Annotated in this window: 20 protein-coding genes; 7 read left to right on the forward strand and 13 right to left on the reverse strand. The window is 31.9% G+C overall.

The features are described from left to right. The first annotated feature begins 29 nt into the window (after positions 1-29). The 4 genes from D3P13_RS16310 (at position 30) to D3P13_RS16325 (ending at position 4,477) form a co-directional block, all read left to right on the forward strand. A complete protein-coding gene (locus D3P13_RS16310) occupies positions 30-1,070 on the forward strand; it encodes a vWA domain-containing protein (protein ID WP_117883937.1) in 1,041 nt (346 codons plus the stop codon). Further along, entirely contained in the window at positions 1,054-1,890 is an 837-nt protein-coding gene (locus D3P13_RS16315) for a tetratricopeptide repeat protein (RefSeq protein WP_117883938.1), read from the forward strand. Before D3P13_RS16310 ends, D3P13_RS16315 begins: the two co-directional genes overlap by 17 nt. A gap of 67 nt (positions 1,891-1,957) precedes the next feature. Then, on the forward strand, positions 1,958-3,724 hold the full coding sequence (locus D3P13_RS16320) for a BatD family protein (RefSeq protein WP_117883939.1): 1,767 nt from the start codon (positions 1,958-1,960) through the stop codon (positions 3,722-3,724). Beyond that, positions 3,725-4,477 (forward strand): tetratricopeptide repeat protein, encoded by a 753-nt coding sequence (locus D3P13_RS16325; protein WP_117883940.1) that lies wholly within the window; start codon positions 3,725-3,727, stop codon positions 4,475-4,477. It begins immediately after the preceding gene. Positions 4,478-4,495: 18 nt separating this feature from the next. Here D3P13_RS16325 and D3P13_RS16330 read toward each other — a convergent pair whose 3' ends face one another. From D3P13_RS16330 to gpmI, 6 genes are all read right to left on the reverse strand, one after another. Further along, positions 4,496-5,263 (reverse strand): class I SAM-dependent methyltransferase, encoded by a 768-nt coding sequence (locus D3P13_RS16330; protein ID WP_117883941.1) that lies wholly within the window; start codon positions 5,261-5,263, stop codon positions 4,496-4,498. Positions 5,264-5,292: 29 nt separating this feature from the next. Then, positions 5,293-5,667 (reverse strand): GxxExxY protein, encoded by a 375-nt coding sequence (locus tag D3P13_RS16335; RefSeq protein ID WP_117883942.1) that lies wholly within the window; start codon positions 5,665-5,667, stop codon positions 5,293-5,295. Between the two features lie 69 nt (positions 5,668-5,736). Further along, the gene (gene map, locus D3P13_RS16340) at positions 5,737-6,549 is read right to left on the reverse strand and encodes a type I methionyl aminopeptidase (protein ID WP_117883943.1); all 813 of its coding nucleotides are present in this window, start codon (positions 6,547-6,549) and stop codon (positions 5,737-5,739) included. Positions 6,550-6,735: 186 nt separating this feature from the next. Further along, positions 6,736-7,140, reverse strand: a complete 405-nt coding sequence (locus tag D3P13_RS16345) for a BT0820 family HAD-type phosphatase (protein ID WP_117883944.1) — start codon at positions 7,138-7,140, stop codon at positions 6,736-6,738. Between the two features lie 95 nt (positions 7,141-7,235). After that, positions 7,236-7,763, reverse strand: a complete 528-nt coding sequence (locus D3P13_RS16350) for a thioredoxin family protein (protein WP_117883945.1) — start codon at positions 7,761-7,763, stop codon at positions 7,236-7,238. A gap of 27 nt (positions 7,764-7,790) precedes the next feature. Next, entirely contained in the window at positions 7,791-9,305 is a 1,515-nt protein-coding gene (gene gpmI, locus D3P13_RS16355; protein ID WP_117883946.1) for a 2,3-bisphosphoglycerate-independent phosphoglycerate mutase, read from the reverse strand. Between the two features lie 355 nt (positions 9,306-9,660). On the opposite strand from gpmI, the gene D3P13_RS16360 reads away from it, so the two are divergent. Continuing rightward, a complete protein-coding gene (locus D3P13_RS16360; protein ID WP_232829220.1) occupies positions 9,661-10,113 on the forward strand; it encodes an ankyrin repeat domain-containing protein in 453 nt (150 codons plus the stop codon). Positions 10,114-10,637: 524 nt separating this feature from the next. Here the strand turns inward: D3P13_RS16360 and D3P13_RS16370 are convergent. Continuing rightward, positions 10,638-11,411, reverse strand: a complete 774-nt coding sequence (locus D3P13_RS16370) for a M48 family metalloprotease (RefSeq protein WP_117883948.1) — start codon at positions 11,409-11,411, stop codon at positions 10,638-10,640. A gap of 102 nt (positions 11,412-11,513) precedes the next feature. On the opposite strand from D3P13_RS16370, the gene D3P13_RS16375 reads away from it, so the two are divergent. Beyond that, positions 11,514-13,271 carry an aromatic amino acid hydroxylase gene (locus D3P13_RS16375; RefSeq protein ID WP_117883949.1) on the forward strand — a complete coding sequence of 586 codons (1,758 nt, stop codon included), beginning with the start codon at positions 11,514-11,516 and terminating at the stop codon, positions 13,269-13,271. Between the two features lie 60 nt (positions 13,272-13,331). Here D3P13_RS16375 and D3P13_RS16380 read toward each other — a convergent pair whose 3' ends face one another. The 6 genes from D3P13_RS16380 to D3P13_RS16405 form a co-directional block, all read right to left on the reverse strand. Then, complete coding sequence (locus tag D3P13_RS16380) at positions 13,332-13,946, reverse strand: DUF4230 domain-containing protein (RefSeq protein WP_117883950.1); 615 nt, start codon at positions 13,944-13,946, stop codon at positions 13,332-13,334. Between the two features lie 128 nt (positions 13,947-14,074). Next, positions 14,075-15,502: a pyruvate kinase gene (gene pyk, locus D3P13_RS16385; RefSeq protein WP_117883951.1), complete on the reverse strand. Its 1,428-nt coding sequence runs from the start codon at positions 15,500-15,502 to the stop codon at positions 14,075-14,077. 3 nt (positions 15,503-15,505) lie between these two features. Next, positions 15,506-15,967, reverse strand: a complete 462-nt coding sequence (locus tag D3P13_RS16390) for an IPExxxVDY family protein (protein WP_117883952.1) — start codon at positions 15,965-15,967, stop codon at positions 15,506-15,508. Between the two features lie 91 nt (positions 15,968-16,058). Continuing rightward, positions 16,059-16,793: a ribonuclease III gene (gene rnc / locus D3P13_RS16395; RefSeq protein WP_117883953.1), complete on the reverse strand. Its 735-nt coding sequence runs from the start codon at positions 16,791-16,793 to the stop codon at positions 16,059-16,061. A gap of 7 nt (positions 16,794-16,800) precedes the next feature. Continuing rightward, positions 16,801-18,054: a beta-ketoacyl-ACP synthase II gene (fabF, locus tag D3P13_RS16400; RefSeq protein WP_117883954.1), complete on the reverse strand. Its 1,254-nt coding sequence runs from the start codon at positions 18,052-18,054 to the stop codon at positions 16,801-16,803. A gap of 90 nt (positions 18,055-18,144) precedes the next feature. After that, positions 18,145-18,381 (reverse strand): acyl carrier protein, encoded by a 237-nt coding sequence (locus D3P13_RS16405; RefSeq protein ID WP_117883955.1) that lies wholly within the window; start codon positions 18,379-18,381, stop codon positions 18,145-18,147. Positions 18,382-18,558: 177 nt separating this feature from the next. Here D3P13_RS16405 and purN point away from each other — a divergent pair, with 177 nt between their 5' ends. Further along, complete coding sequence (gene purN / locus D3P13_RS16410; protein ID WP_117883956.1) at positions 18,559-19,149, forward strand: phosphoribosylglycinamide formyltransferase; 591 nt, start codon at positions 18,559-18,561, stop codon at positions 19,147-19,149. The last annotated feature ends 108 nt before the right edge of the window (positions 19,150-19,257 follow it).

Consider the following 19,257-nt stretch of genomic DNA (forward strand, 5'->3'; position numbering starts at 1 on the left):
TTCCCATTGGGAAGGTTAGGATAGCACAAATGTATCAATTAGAAGAAAAGACATATTTTTATTATTTCGCTGCAGTAGCCGTGCTTTTCGTGCTGTATTTGTTAGTTTCTTTATGGAAAAAACAAAAACAGAAAGCGTTTGCTGATAGTGGCTTATTAGAAAAATTGAGTCCCGAAATATCTCCGTTTAAGTCTTTTTTTAAAATGTTAATGGTAGCATTGGCATTATCTTTTTTAATTATAGCATTGGTAAATCCTAAAATGGGAACAAAGCTTAAAACAATTAAGAGAGAAGGTGTTGATGTCGTTTTTGCTTTAGATGTTTCTAAAAGTATGTTGGCTGAAGATGTTGCACCGAATAGATTAGAAAAGGCCAAGCAAATCATTTCAAGAATTATTGACAAGTTAGGGAGTGATAGAGTAGGAATAATAATTTATGCTGGTAATGCGTATCCATTACTACCAATTACTACCGACCAAGCTGCGGCAAAAATGTTTTTGCAAAACGCAGATCCTGATATGGTATCATCACAAGGTACTGCAATTAACGAAGCCTTAAAATTAGGCAAAAGTTATTTTGATGACGATGAACAGACCAACAGGTATTTGTTTTTAATTTCTGATGGAGAAGACCATGATGAAAACGTTAGTTATATAGCCGATGAGGCAACCAAAGAAGGCATTAAAATTTTTACCATAGGTATTGGAAATGCTGATGGTGGACCTATACCTATAAAGAGAAATGGTACATTGGTTGGGTATAAAAAAGATAGAGCAGGTGAAGTGGTTATAACACGAATGAACGACCAGACCTTGAAAAAAATTGCTACCGATGGTGACGGTGAATATTTGTACGGAGAGAACACTACTAAAACTGTAGATTATATTAATGATTTATTGTTAAAAGCAGATAAAAAAGAATTTGAAACAAAACAATTTTCTGATTTTAAAGATCAATTTCAATGGTTTATTGGATTGGGAATTTTATTCTTGATATTTGATGCTTTAATGTTCAATAAAAAAACGAAATGGATTCAGAAATTGAATTTATTTAATGAAAAAAAAGAATAGTATGGAAAAGGTTTTAATCGTATTTCTACTTATCAATACTACTTTAATTTTTGCTCAAAAAAAAGATCAAAAACCGAAAGTTGAGATAGATGAAAAGGAAATTGTAAGAACAGGGAATGACTTTTATGACCAAGAGAACTATGTTGAAGCGGAAGCTAATTATAGAAAGGCGTTGAAGAAAAATCCTAATTATGAAAAGGCAAATTATAATTTAGGTAACGCTATCTATCAACAAAAAAAGTTCAAAGAAGCATTGCCAATGTACGAATTGGTTTCAAAAACATCTGAAGATAAATTATCAAAAGCAGAGGCATTCCACAATATGGGTAATGTTATGTTAAAAGAAAAAAAATATGCTCAAGCTATTGAAGCTTATAAAAATGCATTGAGAAATAGTTCTAAAGATGATGAAACACGTTACAATTTAGCGTTGGCACAAAAATTATTGAAAAAAGAGCAAAACCAAAAGGAAGATAATAAAGACAATAAGGATAAGGACAAAAAAGAGAACGACAAGAACGAAGATAAGGATAAAGAAAATAAGGATAATAAAGACAAGAACGATAAGGATAAAGATAAAGACAAGGATAAAAAGGGAGATAACAAGGACGAAAATAAAGACCAGAATAAAGATAAAAAAGATGATAAGGGCGACAAGGATAAGGATCAAAAACAACCGAAACCAAATCCTAGCCAATTATCTCCTCAGCAAGTAAAACAGTTGTTAGAAGCCATGAACAATGAAGAGAATAAAACCCAGAAAAAGGTAAATGCGAAAAAGGCTAAAGGGAAAAAAGTGAAACAAGAAAAAGATTGGTAGTAAGTGAGTCAAAATCACTGTTGCAATCCATGTTAGATATAATTAATACCATAATTGAAAAGAGTTAATGTTTAAAAACATTCACATAATAGCCATACTACTTTTTTTGAGCCCATCTGTTTGGGCTCAAGAAACGTCATTTAAAGCCTCTGTCAGTAAGGACAGATTAGGTGTAAATGAACGTTTGCGTATTACGTTTACTTTCAATAAGCAAGGTGGAGATAATTTTACAGCACCTAATTTTAAAGATTTTACCGAGCTAGCTGGTCCAATGCAGGCCACAAATTTTTTTGAATTTAATGGGCAAAAAGCATTTGAAATGGCATATTCATATACGTTGCAGCCTAAAAGGAAAGGTGTTATTACTATTCCTTCTGCTAGCATTGAATTAAATGGAAAAACCATAAAAAGTAATACTGTAAAAATTACGGTTACTAATGCTGTTGAGATACCAAAAGATCCTAATGATCCCAAATATATCGCCTCACAAAATATACATTTAATTGCCGAGGTTTCTAATTCAAACCCCTATGTTGGTGAGAGTATTTCAGTAGTTTATAAAATCTATGTCGATGTAAGTAAAGTAAATGTTAGAAATTATAGAGAAACAGGTTCCCCGTCTTTTAATGGTTTTTGGAATCAGAGCATTGAAGTGAAACAATCCAATGGACAGGAAGGAACATTTCAAGGAAAAACACATAGATATGCTGTTTTAAGAAAGGTTGTCTTGATACCTCAAAAATCGGGAAAATTAACGATTAGCCCTTTAGAAATGGAAGTAGGAGCTGGCGTACCAATTGGGAGACGAAGTTTACTGGGAAATATGATTACCAGAAATGTTAATTTTACAGCCACTACAGGTGAGCGTACCATAGAGGTGAAACCATTACCATTGGCTAATAAGCCTATAGATTTTACAGGTGCCGTAGGTGATTATGACTTTACAGTAACGACTAATAAAAGTGAACTTAAAGCAAATGAAGCAGCACAAATAAAAGTTCAAGTCTCGGGTAAAGGGAATTTAAAAATGGTGGAATTGCCTAAAATTGAAACACCAACTGGATTAGAGAAATACGAGCCAGAACATAAGGAAAATATAAGAACTGCCATAAGTGGATTTTCCGGAAGTGTTTATGATCAATATACAGTGGTACCACAGTTCAGAGGTAAATATAAAATACCTTCAACCACGTTTTCCTATTTTAGTTTAAAAGATAAAACGTATAAGACAATCACTTCTGATGCAATAATTATTAATGCACCCCAAGGAAAAACACGAGCAGATGAAAATGCTGTTTCAACTACAAAGAAAAACGTAATTTCTAATGCCAAGGATATCCGGTTTATTAGTACAAATGCAACCATGGTATCTCATGAAAATTCTGAAGACTTTTTTAAATCAGATCTGTTTTATTTATTATTGATTTTACCCTTATTATCAATTCCTTTTGGAATATTTATTGGGATGAAAAAACAAAAAAGAGATAGTGATATTATAGGTAATAAACGACGTAAGGCAGATAAGTTGGCCAAAAAATTCTTATCTCAAGCCAAAAAACAATTAGGTCATAAAGAACAGTTTTATGAGGCATTAGAAAAGGCCTTACATAATTATCTAAAAGCGAAGTTACAAGTAGAAACAGCTGATATTAGTAAAGATAAAATTAAGGAAATACTAAGTGAACGTAAAGTTGATAATGACACTATAAGTGAGTTTATTAGCGTGTTTGATAGTTGTGATTATGCACGTTATACGCCAACTACAAACGTAATGATGAAGCAAGAGTATGAAGCAGCAAGAAAAGTAATTGTAAAAATAGATAAGCAACTATAGATGAAGAAAATTATTTTATTCATATTGTTATTATCATCAATTGGAGTCTTTGCGACCCAAGCAGATAGCCTTTTCGTAAAAGCAAATAAATTGTATCAAAGTGAAAAATACAATGAGGCTTTAGAGGTGTATAAGCAGATAGAAAAACATAATATAAATTCTGATGATTTATTTTATAATATGGCGAATACCTATTATAAAATGAATAAAATAGCTCCTGCTATTTATTATTATGAAAAAGTGTTGCAACAGAGTCCAAATTATACAGATGCTGCTTTTAATTTATCTTTTGCTAAACGCATGGCTATAGATAATATAGAGCCTTTACCAAAGACTTTATTGCAAAAGTTAAATCAATCGGTTGTTATGAGATTTACTTATAACACATGGGCTTGGTTAGCCATAGGCTTATCGTTTCTATTTGCCCTGTTATTTCTATTGTATCACTTTTCATATAGTACAGGTAGTAAACGATTGTACTTTATAACAAGCTTTGCAAGTGCATTTTTAGCCTTGTTAATGGTTGCCTTTGCTTTCCAAAATTACAAGCATGAAAAAGCCAACACGGAAGCTATAGTTTTTGCTCAACAAACAGAAGTCAAAACTGCACCCACAGCATCTAGTGAAGTTAGTTTTGAACTACACGAAGGTACTAAAGTAAAGGTGTTGGAAAGTTTAGATAACTGGAAAAAAATTAAAATTGCTGACGGTAAAATTGGTTGGATCTTATCAGATGATATAAAGGAGTTGTAAAAGTCTAATATTTCATATCTATTTAGTGCATACGGGTAAAATTTCACCTTTCATCAATCTGTATTTATCCATTTCAGATTCAGATAATTTTTGCGAATAATTAACTTCGTTAACTTTAAAACCAACAGCTTTTAAACGATCAAAATAATCACTTCCATAAACACGCACATGGTCATATTGTCCAAAATGTTTGGCACGTTCTTCGGGTGAAGTTATGGTAAAATCTTCATAAGTTGTTGTTCTTGAATAATCTTGTGGAATTTGAAAGATTCCCGTGCCTCCTGGTTTTAAAACTCTGTAGAGTTCTTGCATCGCCTTTTTATCGTCTATAATATGTTCTAAGACATGGTTACAGAAAATCATGTCAAAACTATCATCTTCAAAGGGAAGGTCGCAAATATCAGCTTTAACGTCTACTATTGGCGAATAGAGGTCAGCCGTAATGAGTTCAATATGTTTTAATTTTCTAAATCTTTTTAAAAAGCACTGTTCTGGTGCCATATGTAAAACTTTCTTAGGTTTTGAATCCTCAAAAAAGTTCGTCTCATTTTGTAAGTATAACCAAAGTAATCTGTGACGCTCTAAAGACAATGTGCTTGGTGATAATACATTCGGACGTTGTGTACCATAACCATAAGGTAGAAATTTTCTAAAACGCTTACCGTCAATAGGGTCGGTGTATTTTGATCCTTTTAAGTATAGGGCAAAAACGGGACTAACCCAATAACTTGCTTTTATTAAAAAAGGACGAGGAATGGTATTTAATATGTATTTAAAAAAAGACACGAATTTCACTAATTTTCACTAATTAAATATTAAAGTATAACTCTTTTATAGTTTAAACTATCTTCTCCAAAATTAACTAATAATCCAAGATTAATTTTTGTAGCTGCTAAATAGTTCAATGTTTGTTTTAGATGACTACCTGTTAAACTTTCAATTGCTTTTATTTCAACAATAATCTTATCATCAATTATAAAATCAGCAATGTAGTAATGAGGCAATGTGACACCTTTATAAACAATTTTAAATCTTTTTTCTCTAGAATAGTTAATGTTATTTTTCTTGAATTCAATTTCCAACGAATCACCATAAATAATTTCACTAAACCCTTTACCTAACTCCTTATGAACTTCCATACATAGACCTATTATTTTATAAGATTCTTCTTTAAATAATAGTTTGGTCATAATTTTGTTTGGAAACTAGTTTACTAAATTTTGTGAAAATGATTTCAAATTTTTGTTTTTTCGAGATAATTAGTGGAATTCGTGTCTAAATTCATCCTCTTCATTACTTTTGATTCCTAAAGCCTCGTAAACATATTTAAAAGTAGAAAGAAGCTCAGGTTTGCCATCAACGATAGCAACATCATGTTCAAAATGTGCAGAAGGTTGACCATCTTGTGTTAGAATTGTCCAACCATCTTTTAGCTGTTTAATTTTATGTGTACCCATATTGACCATTGGTTCAATGGCAACGGTCATACCTTCTTTAAATTTCTTTCCTCTACCACGTTTGCCATAGTTTGGCATTTCAGGGCCTTCATGCATTTTTTTACCAAGTCCATGACCAACAAGTTCACGTACGATACCGTAGCCATGGTTTTCACAATATTCTTGTATTGCAAAACCAACATCACCAACACGATTACCCGCTTTAAATTCACGAATACCAATGTATAAACTTTCTTTTGTAACCTTTAAAAGTTTTTTGGTAGCCTCATCAACTTCACCAACTTCAAAAGTATAGGCATGGTCACCATAAAATTCATTTTTTAGGGCACCGCAATCTATAGAGATAATATCACCTTCTTTCAAAGGTTCTTTTGTTGGAAATCCATGAACAACCTGTGCGTTAGGACTCATACATAAGGTGTTTGGAAAATCATATAGGCCTAAAAACCCGGGTATAGCACCATGGTCTCTAATAAATTCTTCAGCTAGTTTATCTAATTGTAATGTTGAAACACCTGGCTTAACTTCTTTGGCTAACATACCTAGTGTTTTAGAAACGATTAATGCACTTTCTCGCATCAATTCAATTTCTTCTCTAGTTTTTATTTTAATCATTATATACGTGTAAAGTGCAAAGGTAAATTAAATATTAGAATGAAAAAAAATCGAACGTACTCGTTTTTTTTAAAAGCGTTAGTTGCGTTCAAAAACAAGGAGTATTCTAAGTTATATTTACGAAAAATTGCATTTTATGGTGTTTTAATGTGTAGACACCTAAACTTTAAAATCAAGAACGCGTATTTAAAATTTCCAAAAACTCTTTTTCTTCTTTTTTGGTACTTCCGCGTTAGGATTGTTTTTTATGATCTTGTAGATTTCACCCCAGCCTAGCATACCACCAATATTTCTATCATCAATAAATAAGTCAGCATTGATTTTTCTACTTACTTTTCCTTGAAATTTTTCTTCGGGGTAGTTTTTATTTACAGAATAAAAATGGATACCATTTTCTTCACAAAAATCAACGGCGTCTTGCAAACGTTCACCATGTCTGTAGGTCCATAGTATTAATCTATGTCCATCTTTTTGTAATTCTTTTAAAGTTTCAAAGGCAAATATTTTAGGTGAGCCAACTTTAGGATACGCGTCTTCTACTATGGTACCATCAAAATCAATAGCAATTATTAAAGGGTCCTTTGGAATCATTTAGAGTTATTAAAGTTTTTGCAAATTTAAGCCAATATTCTGTTTTACAAAATACTAAACTGATAACAATTACTTTTAGTATCTAAAATTACAAATTAACTTTTATCATATGAATGCTTATATGGCTCTTCTTTAAGGATTTTTAATATATCTTTTTCTAAAGATTCTTTAGGATATTCTACAAATCTGCCAATTTCTTTGCCCTTTTTATAAAAAATAAAAGTTGGTACTCTGATTATATTTAAGCCTTCCTGTAAGTTATCAGCCGTTTTTTTTCCTCTGTTCACAGCAATCATTTCTAGATTGCTTTCATCGAAACCTACCTCTTCTAATAATTTATAAAAATGAGGAACTTCACGTCTACTATCACCACACCAAGTGCCCATAAAGGCTTTTATAGTAATACCTTTAATATGTTTTTTAACTTCTTTTACAGTGGCTTCATCAAGTTTGTAATTATCATAATTACGATTGAACCATGAGGCAAATGGAGCTTCTTTAAATGCATTTTGTGTGGTAATACCCTCTAAATAGGTTGGCTTATTAATGGTCGTTTTTTGTTGTGCAAAAGTGTATCCACTAAAAAAAAACAGACAGGTAATCACAAAAATTATTTTCTTCATATTTTTATTTTGGGCTCTATTTTGTGTTTAAATTAATGATTCTCTATCCATTACCTCAGGTTTATCAACACCTATTAATTTTAAAACAGTTGGGGCAATGTCTGCTAAAATACCACTCTTAACTGTTTTGATTTCCTTATCAACAATAATGATTGGAACTGGGTTGGTAGTGTGTGCCGTATTTGGAGAACCGTCTTCGTTAATCATGGTTTCACTATTACCATGATCTGCAATTATAATTGCAGTATAGTCGTTTTTTAATACACTTTCAATAATTTCTTCAGTGCATTTATCAACTGTTTCTGCAGCTTTTATAGCAGCAGATAAAACACCAGTATGACCAACCATATCTGTATTGGCAAAGTTTAAACAGATAAAATCTGCTTCTTTCTTATCTAATTCAGGAATAATAGCGGCAGTAATATCTTTTGCACTCATTTCTGGTTGTAAATCGTATGTAGCCACTTTTGGAGATGGACACATTAACCTTGTTTCACCAACAAACTCATCTTCTCTACCACCAGAAAAGAAAAATGTTACGTGAGGATATTTTTCCGTCTCTGCTATTCTTATTTGTTTTTTGTTATTTTTTTCTAAAACCTCTCCTAAGGTATTGACTAAGTTGTCTTTGTTATAAATTACATGAACATTTTTGAACTTATCATCATAATTAGTCATGGTAACATAATACAGATTAAGTTTCTTCATGTCATATTCAGGAAAATCTTTTTGAGATAAAGCTTCCGTAATTTGTCTACCTCTGTCCGTTCTAAAATTAAAAAAGATAACGACATCATCATCTTTAATAGTCGATATTGGCTGATCTTTATCATTAACCATAACAATTGGCTTGATAAATTCATCAGTAACACCGTTGTCATAGTTTTCTTGAATAGATTCAATAGCATTGTGTGATTTTGTACCAATGCCCTTAACCATGGCGTCATAAGTTAATTTAACACGCTCCCAACGTTTATCTCTATCCATTGCATAATATCTACCAATAACTGAAGCCAGTTGACCATTGTTTTGTGCTAGATGATTGTTTAATTCGGCAATAAATTCTTTACCAGAATGCGGATCAACATCTCTACCATCTGTAAATGCATGAACATATGAGCGTAAACCGAAATTATGAGCCCCAGTTACTAACCCTTTAACATGATTGATATGTGAGTGTACTCCTCCATCAGAAACTAAGCCTACAAAATGGACATTTTTCTTTTTTTCTTTAGCATAAGAAAACGCTTTTTGAAGTTCTGCTTGTTGGGCAATACTTCCATCTTCTACCGCTTTGTTTATTTTCACTAAATCTTGATAAACAATTCGTCCGGCACCTAAATTCATATGACCGACTTCACTGTTTCCCATTTGACCTTCTGGCAAGCCAACATGTAGGCCGTCAGTTCTTAAACTGGCATTAGGATATTTCTTAAATAGAGAATCTATAAAAGGAGTTTTAGCTTGTGCAATTGCTGATACTTTTGGGTTTTGTGTAATACCCCATCCATCTAGGATTATTAAAATAACTTTCTTATTCATAATGATTAACTTGAATCACAAATTTAAGAAATTTAAAAGGGAATTCAGTAATTGAAAACGATTAATAACAATAACGTTGTAGTTGGTTTTAACAATTGTTTTAATGCAATAACATTTTATTAAGATATGGTTAAACTTTGGTTAATTGTGAAGGGAGCGAGTAACGAAATACGCAATGCCCTCGTCTTTATACTGTAACTTAAATCTAAATATATTATGAAACGAGCATTAAGAAATTTTAAAAATAACTTCCCGAAAAGTGATGTTGAAATTTTTAATGTGAGAGCGTAACGGTTACATACGATCTTAATTTTATAATTATTTTATTATCTAACAATTACTAAAATTTAAACTTATGAAAAATCTAATTTTATTATCAGCACTCGTTTTCGGATTAGCAGTTCATGCAAACCCAGTAAATGACACCATTAAAAATGTTAAAATGGATAATAACATTTCTAATATGGAAAGAAGTAGTATGAATCTCAATATCGTGTATAGCACCAATGTCAATGCTTTTTGTAAATTAATAACTACAGGAAACTATGATGCTGTTAAAAGTATGATTGCTGCAGGTGTAGATATTAATAAAAAATCAGTTGGAATGACACCCTTAATGTACGCGGCCAGATATAATAATGTGAATATTGTGAAGCTGTTAATTGCTAATGGAGCTAATTTGAAAGTAAAATCAGACAAGGGGTATACAGCCTTAAAATATGCTAAAATATCAAAAGCACATGATACTTATAAAATAATAGAGGGTGCTTTAAAAGCTAAGAAAAAAGAAAAAAGAAAAAGAAAGTAGTTTTTTATTTACTCCTACAGATTTACGGAGATTTCCTTTAGGCGAAATGGTAACATTTCGCTTTTTTTTTGTTTTATGGAGTGGTTATTTTTTACGGCTTAAGGTTAATTCTAGTAAATGAATTTTAGTTTTTAGCACTTTAGGTTCCCCTCTTGAGTGGGGAACTTTAATTCTTTAGAATGTGTATCAAAAACATTACTGTTTAAATTTAATTATATTTAAAAGAAGGATGATTATAGTAAATGAAACAACAAAGTAAACTATTGTGATTATTCGTTTTTTTCTATTCTCTTTTTGAAGTTTTTCTCTAATAGCTCTGAGTTGTTCCGGAGTTGCTTTTTTGTCAATTTTACCTTCTCTGTAATCAATACTTTTATAATCTTTTAGTTTTTCAAACGTACTGACTCTACTTCGTTTGTTGTTTTTTAACGAAGTAACCATTGCCGATACAGCTCCACCGAAACTCCTTTAAATAATTATTAGTTTATACTTTTATCTCCCTGCTTTTGGAAGGATTCTAATTTCTATTTCCTATATTTTTCTATCGCCTCTTTAATTTTCTCAATTCTATTTTCTGGATCTGGGTGGGTACTTTGCATTTCGGGAGTCCTATTTGGGCCTGCTGCCGCTTTTAATATTTCCATTACACCCATCATTTCTTCAGGTTGGTATCCGGCATCTAACATAAATTTGACGCCTAATTCATCACTTTCTAATTCATCACCACGTCCATATTTCATATTGATAACGTTTCCAATCATTGCTGCCATTTGGCCTGTACCATCACCACCACCAACTAAAACACCAGAAATAATTCCTTGTGTTAAGCCCTGTTTGGCAATTCGTTCCGCCGAATGCCTACCTACTACATGTCCTATTTCATGTCCTAAAACACCTGCCAATTGGTCTTCATTCTGCAGTTGTGAATACAAGGCATAAGTGATAAATATTTGTCCGCCGGGCAAAGCAAAAGCATTGATAGTATTAGGATCTCTTAATAAATGAAAATCATATTGATATGGTGTTTCTTTTGCTATACTATTGTTAACTAATGAATTCCCAACTCTATCAACAATGTCCTGATCTTTTTGACTTGGGTATAAGCCACCATGTTGTTGTGCCATTTGTGGAGCACTTTCTAATCCGAGAGCAATTTCTTGTTCAGTGGTTAGTGCAATACTTTGTTTTTTACCTGTATATGGATTAGTTTCTCTTTTTGAGTAATAATTAAATAATGTAAATAGAATTATACCCGCACCAATAAGTAACCTGATTTTGAGTCCACCTCTTCCTCTCATAATAATTTTAATTTCGTTTTGTTTGCAATAAAGATACAATTTATTTAAAAGTGCAAGTTTAATTATTATTAACTTTACAAATCAAACTCACTAATTACACTAATGAATTTTAAGTCAAACAAAATTATTGCTAGGTTACCCAAGCACTTACAATCCTTTGTAATACGACAGCCATATAATGAATATACAAGTCAAAATCAGGCAGTTTGGCGGTATGTAATGCGAAAAAATGTTGATTATTTGTCAAAAGTGGCACATAAATCTTATATCCCAGGTCTTAAAAAAGCGGGTATTTCTGTAGATACAATCCCAAGAATGCAAGGCATGAATCGGATTTTAAAAGACTTGGGTTGGGCAGCAGTATCGGTAGATGGGTTTATACCTCCAAATGCTTTTATGGAGTTCCAAGCTTACAATACGTTAGTTATTGCTGCCGATATCAGAACTGTTGATCACATAGAATATACACCAGCTCCAGATATTATTCATGAAGCGGCAGGTCACGCTCCTATCATTGCGAATCCAGAATATGCTGAATATTTAAGACGTTTTGGAGAAATTGGAAGTAAGGCTATTTCATCGGCTAAAGATTTTGAATTATATGAAGCCATCAGGCATTTATCAATCATAAAGGAAGATCCGAATACTAGCGAAAAGGAGATTATTAAAGCGGATAAACAAGTTGCTGAAGTAGTTGAAAGCATGACAGAGTTGAGTGAAATGGCAAAAATCAGAAACCTACATTGGTGGACTGTTGAATATGGATTGATAGGCTCATTAGAAAATTCTAAAATTTATGGTGCAGGGTTGTTGTCTTCCATAGGAGAAAGTCAATGGTGTATGAGTGAAAAAGTAAAAAAAGTACCGTATTCAATAGAAGCAGCGGATACTGATTTTGATATCACAAAACCACAGCCTCAGTTATTTGTAACTCCAGATTTTGCTCATTTAAGTATGGTGTTAGAAGAGTATGCTAATAAAATGGCATTACGAAAAGGAGGGTTAAAAGGACTGAATAAGTTGATAGATTCTAAAATTTTAGGAACAATTGAATTAAGTACAGGGATACAAATTTCTGGGAATTTTGAGGATGTAATAAGTGATGAAAATAATAATCCTGTTTATTTTAAAACAAATGGAGGTACGGCTTTAGCCTATAAAAATAAAGAATTGATTGGGCACAGTAAGTCGTATCATGCCGATGGTTTTGGTTCTGCTATTGGTAAATTAAAAGGTATAAATATAGCCATTGAAGATATGTCGCCTACAGATTTAGAGGCGTATGGTATTTACGAAGGTAAAATAGTGAATCTTAAGTTTGAAGGTAATATTAATGTAACAGGTGAAATTATAACTGGTAAAAGAAACCTGAAAGGTAAAATAATTCTTATTTCATTCAAAAACTGTACTGTTAAACATAAAGAAAAAGTGTTATTTCATCCTAACTGGGGTATTTTTGATATGGCCGTGGGTAAAGAAGTTGTTTCCGCTTATTCCGGTGTTGCAGATCCTGAAAATTTTGGTTTAATTTATGACGTTCCCAAAGAAAAGACACATAAAATTAAATATTCAAATAAAGATAAAAAGCTACATGGACTATATGACGAAGTGCGTAAAATTAGAGAGAAAGGAAGACTTAATTATATTCGGTTAGAAGAAATATTTATTTTGTTGAAGTTAGAATTTCCTAATGATTGGTTATTACCTTTAGAAATGGCAGAATTGGTTTATAATGAAAATTCTCAATTTAAAAGAAACATGATTAATTATCTAGAATCCTTGGCGGAAAATACTGAGATAGCTCATTTAATTAATGGCGGAATCGAATTGTTGGAAAAGGAGTTGAAGAGGGTAATATGATTAGTTAGCTAAACATATTTTTTTGTTTGAACTTCTCTTTTTCGGATTTCCTACTTATTTTCAAAGCTCTAACTCAAAGAGATTCTTTTCATCCGTAATTGGAGTTTCCTCATATTTCAAAGTCCATCCTAATTCTTTGGTCAATACATAAAAATTGGTAAGTTCTTCTAACAGTCTCGTTTTTGCATTTTTTTGCAAATCAGAGTTCTGTAACTTTTTAATTAGAGACGATTTAATCGTTTCTTTAATATCATTATAATCCTTGGCTTCAAAAGGATTAAAATAGTCTGCTTGAATATCGTAATATTCTAAATCGGGACTAATAGAAATTTGTTCCTTAGGTATGCTAATTATTTGGAGTGTCTTGGTAGCTTCATCAATTTTATACTCAATCTTACTAAGGTCATAGGAAATTGTGACATCAGCGTTCACTACTACAATTGCCTTTTTATCTGATGTTATATAGTCGGTAAATAAAGCTTTTGAATTTTTGTAATTAAAAACCTCACTAAAATGTCCTTCCGTCACAATAAGTTTACCCACATTTTTAATCTGCTCTTGTATTAACATTGAGTTTTCGTACAAAATAGACTTGTCATCTTTTTTATTTTCGCAATATCGAAAAACGAAAACAAAAAGCAGGGTAATAATTATGCCTAATAGGACTTTCTTCATTAAAATGATGTTTATTAAATAAGATGGAATTTTGACCTTAGGGTAATCTTGTAACGATTAATAAGATTCAAAATTTATGTGTAAAAAATAAATACCCTCCTGATAGAAGGGTATTTATTGTAGTATTTTTATTCTATTTGACTAACTCTCATAGTATTTGCCATACCGTGTGCTTTTACAGGCATAGAGGTAATGTTTATAACATAATCTCCTTTATTGGCATACCCTTTTGTTACTGCTATTTCGTTAATGTCATCTACGGTGTCATCGGTGCTTTTCATCTCGTCATAGAAGTGAGCTTTTACGCCCCATAATAAATTAAGCATGGCTAATATTCTTCTGTTGTTAGAAAAAGCCATGATATGAGTTTTTGGTCTCCATGCAGAAATTTGAAACGCCGTATAACCACTATTGGTTAAAGTTGTTATCACTGTAGCTCCTATATCATCAGCCATTTTAGCTGCTTGGTAACATATTGTTTTAGAAATAAAACGGTCATTTACACTTCTAATAAAAGAGTCAGACCGTGTAATTAATGGAGAGTCTTCTACATTTTCTATAATAGATCTTATTTTTTGAATTACTTCTATAGGAAATTCTCCTACAGATGTTTCGCCAGAAAGCATAACAGCATCTGCACCATCCATAATTGAATTGGCAACGTCATTTACCTCAGCTCTTGTAGGAACTTGACTTGTAATCATGCTTTCCATCATTTGAGTTGCAATAATTACAGGAATTCTAGCTTTTTTAGCTTGAAGAACTAATTTTTTCTGAATTAATGGAACTTTTTCCATTTCAACTTCAACACCTAAATCACCTCTGGCAACCATTAAACCATCACAATGAGGTGTAATGCTTCCAATTCTGGCAACGGCTTCTGGCTTTTCTATTTTTGCCATTATAGGAATTCTAAAATCAGAATGTTCAGTTATTAATGCTCTTAACTCTATTAAATCTTCTGCATGTCTTACAAAAGAAAGTGCAATCCAATCCACTTCCATTTCTATAGCAAAAAGAGCATCTTTTTTATCTTTATCTGTAAGTGCAGGTTGAGAAATAGCAGTATTAGGTAAGTTAACACCCTTTTTAGATTTTAATTTACCACCACGTAAAACTTCAGTAAGTACTTCATTTTTACCATTAGTGCTAATAACTTTAAATAAAAGTTTACCATCATCAACCAAAATGTTTTCCCCAGGTTTTACATCTTGAGGAAATTTTTGATAAGTCATGTAGGCTCTTTCTTTAGTTCCTTCACACTTGTCAGTAGTAAATATAAATTGGTCTCCTTTATTTAATTTGACTTTTTCCTCCATTACACCTACGCGTAATTTAGGGCCTTGTAAATCAGCTAAAACGGCTACATTATAACCTAATTTCTGATTTATCTCTCTTATCATTTTTATTTTCTCAGCTACATTTTCATAATCTGCATGAGAAAAATTCACTCTAAAAACATTAACCCCTACAGTCATCATTTCTTCTATGATCTCATATGTATCACAAGCTGGTCCTAAGGTGGCTACTATTTTTGTTTTTTTTCTATTTCGCATATATTAAAATATTAAATAATCTTTAGATTTTAAGGTTTGTGGAATAACATTAAATGAAGTTATTACTCCTTTTATACTTTTTATTTTTTTGATCAATTGAAATTCATCGAATTCAGTTTCTCCATTAATTTTTAGAAAATAATCAATTTCTTTTTTTTCATTAATTAAATAATTTATTTTAGATTCTTCTTTAAACAAATCATTTGCATTAATACTCACCGATGTATAAATGAGTTTATTGGCTAATAATGACCATGAACTGAAACTAGAACTACATTCATAATCGAAAAAAGTAAATGTACAGTTTTTGTCTTTAAATGAAAGTCCCTCTGGTTGACATTTCAATCTGATATTAAATTCTCTATTCAGTAAATAGGCAAGTCTGTAATCTTCTAAAGTACTATTAATTGCTATTAAGGTGTAATCATGTTCAAATTCAAATCCTAATGATAGTACTTTAGTCATAATCAAAACAATTTATGCGAAAATAATGATTGTTTTATAGAAAAGAGAAAATATTTACGAAATCCTTGTAGTAAATTGCACGAATTGTAAATTATAATGAAATTACGTCTTGTAATCTAAAATATGCACGTTTTGATGCTATTTCTTCCGCTTTTTTCTTAGATGTTGCTCTTCCTTTCGCTAAAATCTTATTATCTACAAATAACTTTACACTAAAGTGTTTAATAGTATCATTTCCGGTGTCTTCATAAACTTCATAATTAATATGTTTTTTAACTTTCTGACACCATTCTATAAGTACACTTTTGTAACTGGTAATTTTGCCTTCTAAACGTTCAATATCAACATATGGTTCAATTACTGTTCTATTAATAAATTTTTGACAAGCTTCATGTCCTTTATCAATATAAACAGCACCTACTAATGACTCAAACATGTTACCATGTACATTGTCACCAAAATTCTTCTTTGGTACATTACTGTCTATTAAATTAATTAAGGCCAAATCTCTGCCAATTTCATTTAAGTGTTCACGGCTTACAATTTTAGAACGTAATTGAGTAAGGTCTCCTTCAGAACCTGCAGGAATTTCTTTAAATAAGTATAATGCTATTGTTGAGCTTAAAATGGCATCTCCTAAAAATTCTAATCTTTCGTAATTTAAAGGGATTCCTTTTTCCGTCTTTTTTTTTACAGAACTGTGTGTGAATGCTTTTCTATAGTATTTCAGATCATTCGGTCTAAAACCTAGAATTTTTCTTATTGTAGCCAAAAATTTCTCGTCCTGTTCAGAGCGAGATTTTAAGATGTTGCTAATAAAACTCATTTTCTATTTAAGCGTCTAGCTTCTTGAAAACTACACATGCATTATGTCCTCCAAATCCAAAGGTATTACTCATAACCACTTTAACATCTCTTTTTTGAGCTTTGTTAAGTGTTAAGTTAAGGCTTGGGTCAATATTTTCATCTACAGTAGTATGATTGATTGTTGGAGGAACAATACCATGCTTTATAGATAATATTGAGGAAATAGCTTCAATAGCACCAGCAGCACCCAATAAATGCCCAGTCATGGATTTGGTTGAGTTGATGTTAATGGTTTTAGCATGTTCTCCAAAAACTTCTTTTATAGCCTTAAGTTCTGCTACATCGCCCAATGGAGTAGAAGTACCATGTGTGTTAATAGCGTCAACGTCTTCAGGTTTTAAACCTGAGTTTTCCAAGCAATTTTTCATCACAACAATTACGCCTCTTCCTTCCGGATGAGGTGCCGTCATATGATAAGCATCAGAAGATAAACCACCACCAATAAGTTCAGCGTAAATTTTTGCTCCTCTTGCTTTTGCATATTCATATTCTTCCAAAACAATTGCCCCAGCACCTTCTCCTAATACAAAGCCATCTCTAGTGGCGTCAAAAGGTCTTGAAGCTGTTTCTGGACTATCATTTCTAGTTGATAATGCATGCATGGCGTTAAAACCACCCATACCTGCCATAGTTACGGCAGCTTCACTACCACCAGTAACAATAACATCACAATGTCCTAAACGGATGTAATTCAAAGCATCGAACATCGCATTTGCGGAAGATGCACATGCTGAAACTGTAGTATAATTGGGTCCCATAAAGCCATATTTGATTGAGATATTACCTGGGGCAATATCGGCAATCATTTTAGGGATAAAGAAAGGGTTGAATCTTGGTGTACCATCTCCACTTCCAAAATTTAAAACTTCATTTTGAAAAGTTTCGAGACCTCCAATACCTGCTCCCCAAATTACGCCTACGCGTTCTTTGTTTAAGGTTTCTAAGTCCAATCCTGAATCTAAAATAGCTTCGTCAGAGGCTACCATAGCATACTGGGTAAACTTATCCATTTTACGTGCCTCCTTTCTGTCAAAAAAGTCAGTAGGATTAAAATTTTTGATTTCACATGCAAACTGAGTTTTAAACTTGGTTGCGTCAAAATGGGTAATAGGTGCAGCACCACTAACGCCGTTTACTAAACTATTCCAGTAAGCGTCAACGGTATTACCAATTGGTGTTAAAGCCCCTAGTCCGGTTACAACTACTCGTTTTAATTCCATATGAATAAGAAAGGTTCTTTGATTGATGATAAAGATACAAGCAAACCACGATAATGATTTGCTTGTAACTCCTGTTTAAGTATCTTTAGATTACTTTTTAGCTTCTTCTATATAGCTGATTGCTTGACCTACAGTTCCGATGTTTTCTGCTTGATCGTCTGGGATTTGAATATCAAATTCTTTTTCAAATTCCATAATTAACTCTACAGTATCTAAAGAATCTGCTCCTAAATCGTTAGTAAAGTTAGCTTCATTAGTTACTTCATTTTCGTCAACGCCTAGTTTGTCAACGATAATAGCCTTTACTCTTGATGCAATGTCTGACATAATTTTTATAATTTTTTAATTTAATTATTGGCAAAAATATAAAACTTTAAGTTAAATAACTCATTTGCCAATAAAATATGAGGACTAATTTAAAAAAAATAGTTTAACTTTTAGATTATTCCTCGGTATTTGTTAATAATAATTCTTTTTTTTGTGATACAAATTTACACATTAATAATGAAAAGAATTGTTATTTTGGCCTCAGGCTCCGGAACCAATGCCGAGAATATTATCAAGTATTTTCAAAAAAGTAATGTTATTGCTATAACACAAGTGCTGTCAAACAAGAAGGATGCCAAAGTTTTAGAAAGAGCTAAAAGACTGAATGTCAGTAGTTATAGTTTTGATAGAGATACGTTTTATAAATCGGATAAGGTTTTAAATATTTTAAAAACGGAAGCAGACTATATTGTTTTGGCAGGTTTTTTATGGAAGATTCCTGAAAATATTATTGAAGCTTTCGGTAATAAAATCATAAATATTCATCCCGCATTATTACCAAAATATGGAGGGAAAGGAATGTACGGAGATAATGTGCATAAATCAGTTGTTGTTAACAAAGAAGATGAAACTGGAATAACAATTCATTTTGTAAATGAAAATTATGATGAAGGTGCAATTATTTTTCAAGCGAAAGTAGCGGTTACTTCAAATGATAACTTTACTGATGTTGCTAAAAAGGTACATCAATTAGAATATGAACATTTTCCTAGGGTAATTGAAGAAACAATTCTTAAACATAAAAGCAATCAGGACAATGTCACCTAGTGTCACCTCGATCGGAGTCGAGAGGTTATCAATACACTGTTTATAACTAGGTCTCTCCTGAATTAATCGGGACGCTCGACCTGACAATTGATTAAGCAAAAAAATAAG

Origin of the sequence: Aureibaculum luteum (genome assembly GCF_003449015.1) — a bacterium.
Classification (GTDB): Bacteria; Bacteroidota; Bacteroidia; order Flavobacteriales; family Flavobacteriaceae; genus Aureibaculum; species Aureibaculum luteum.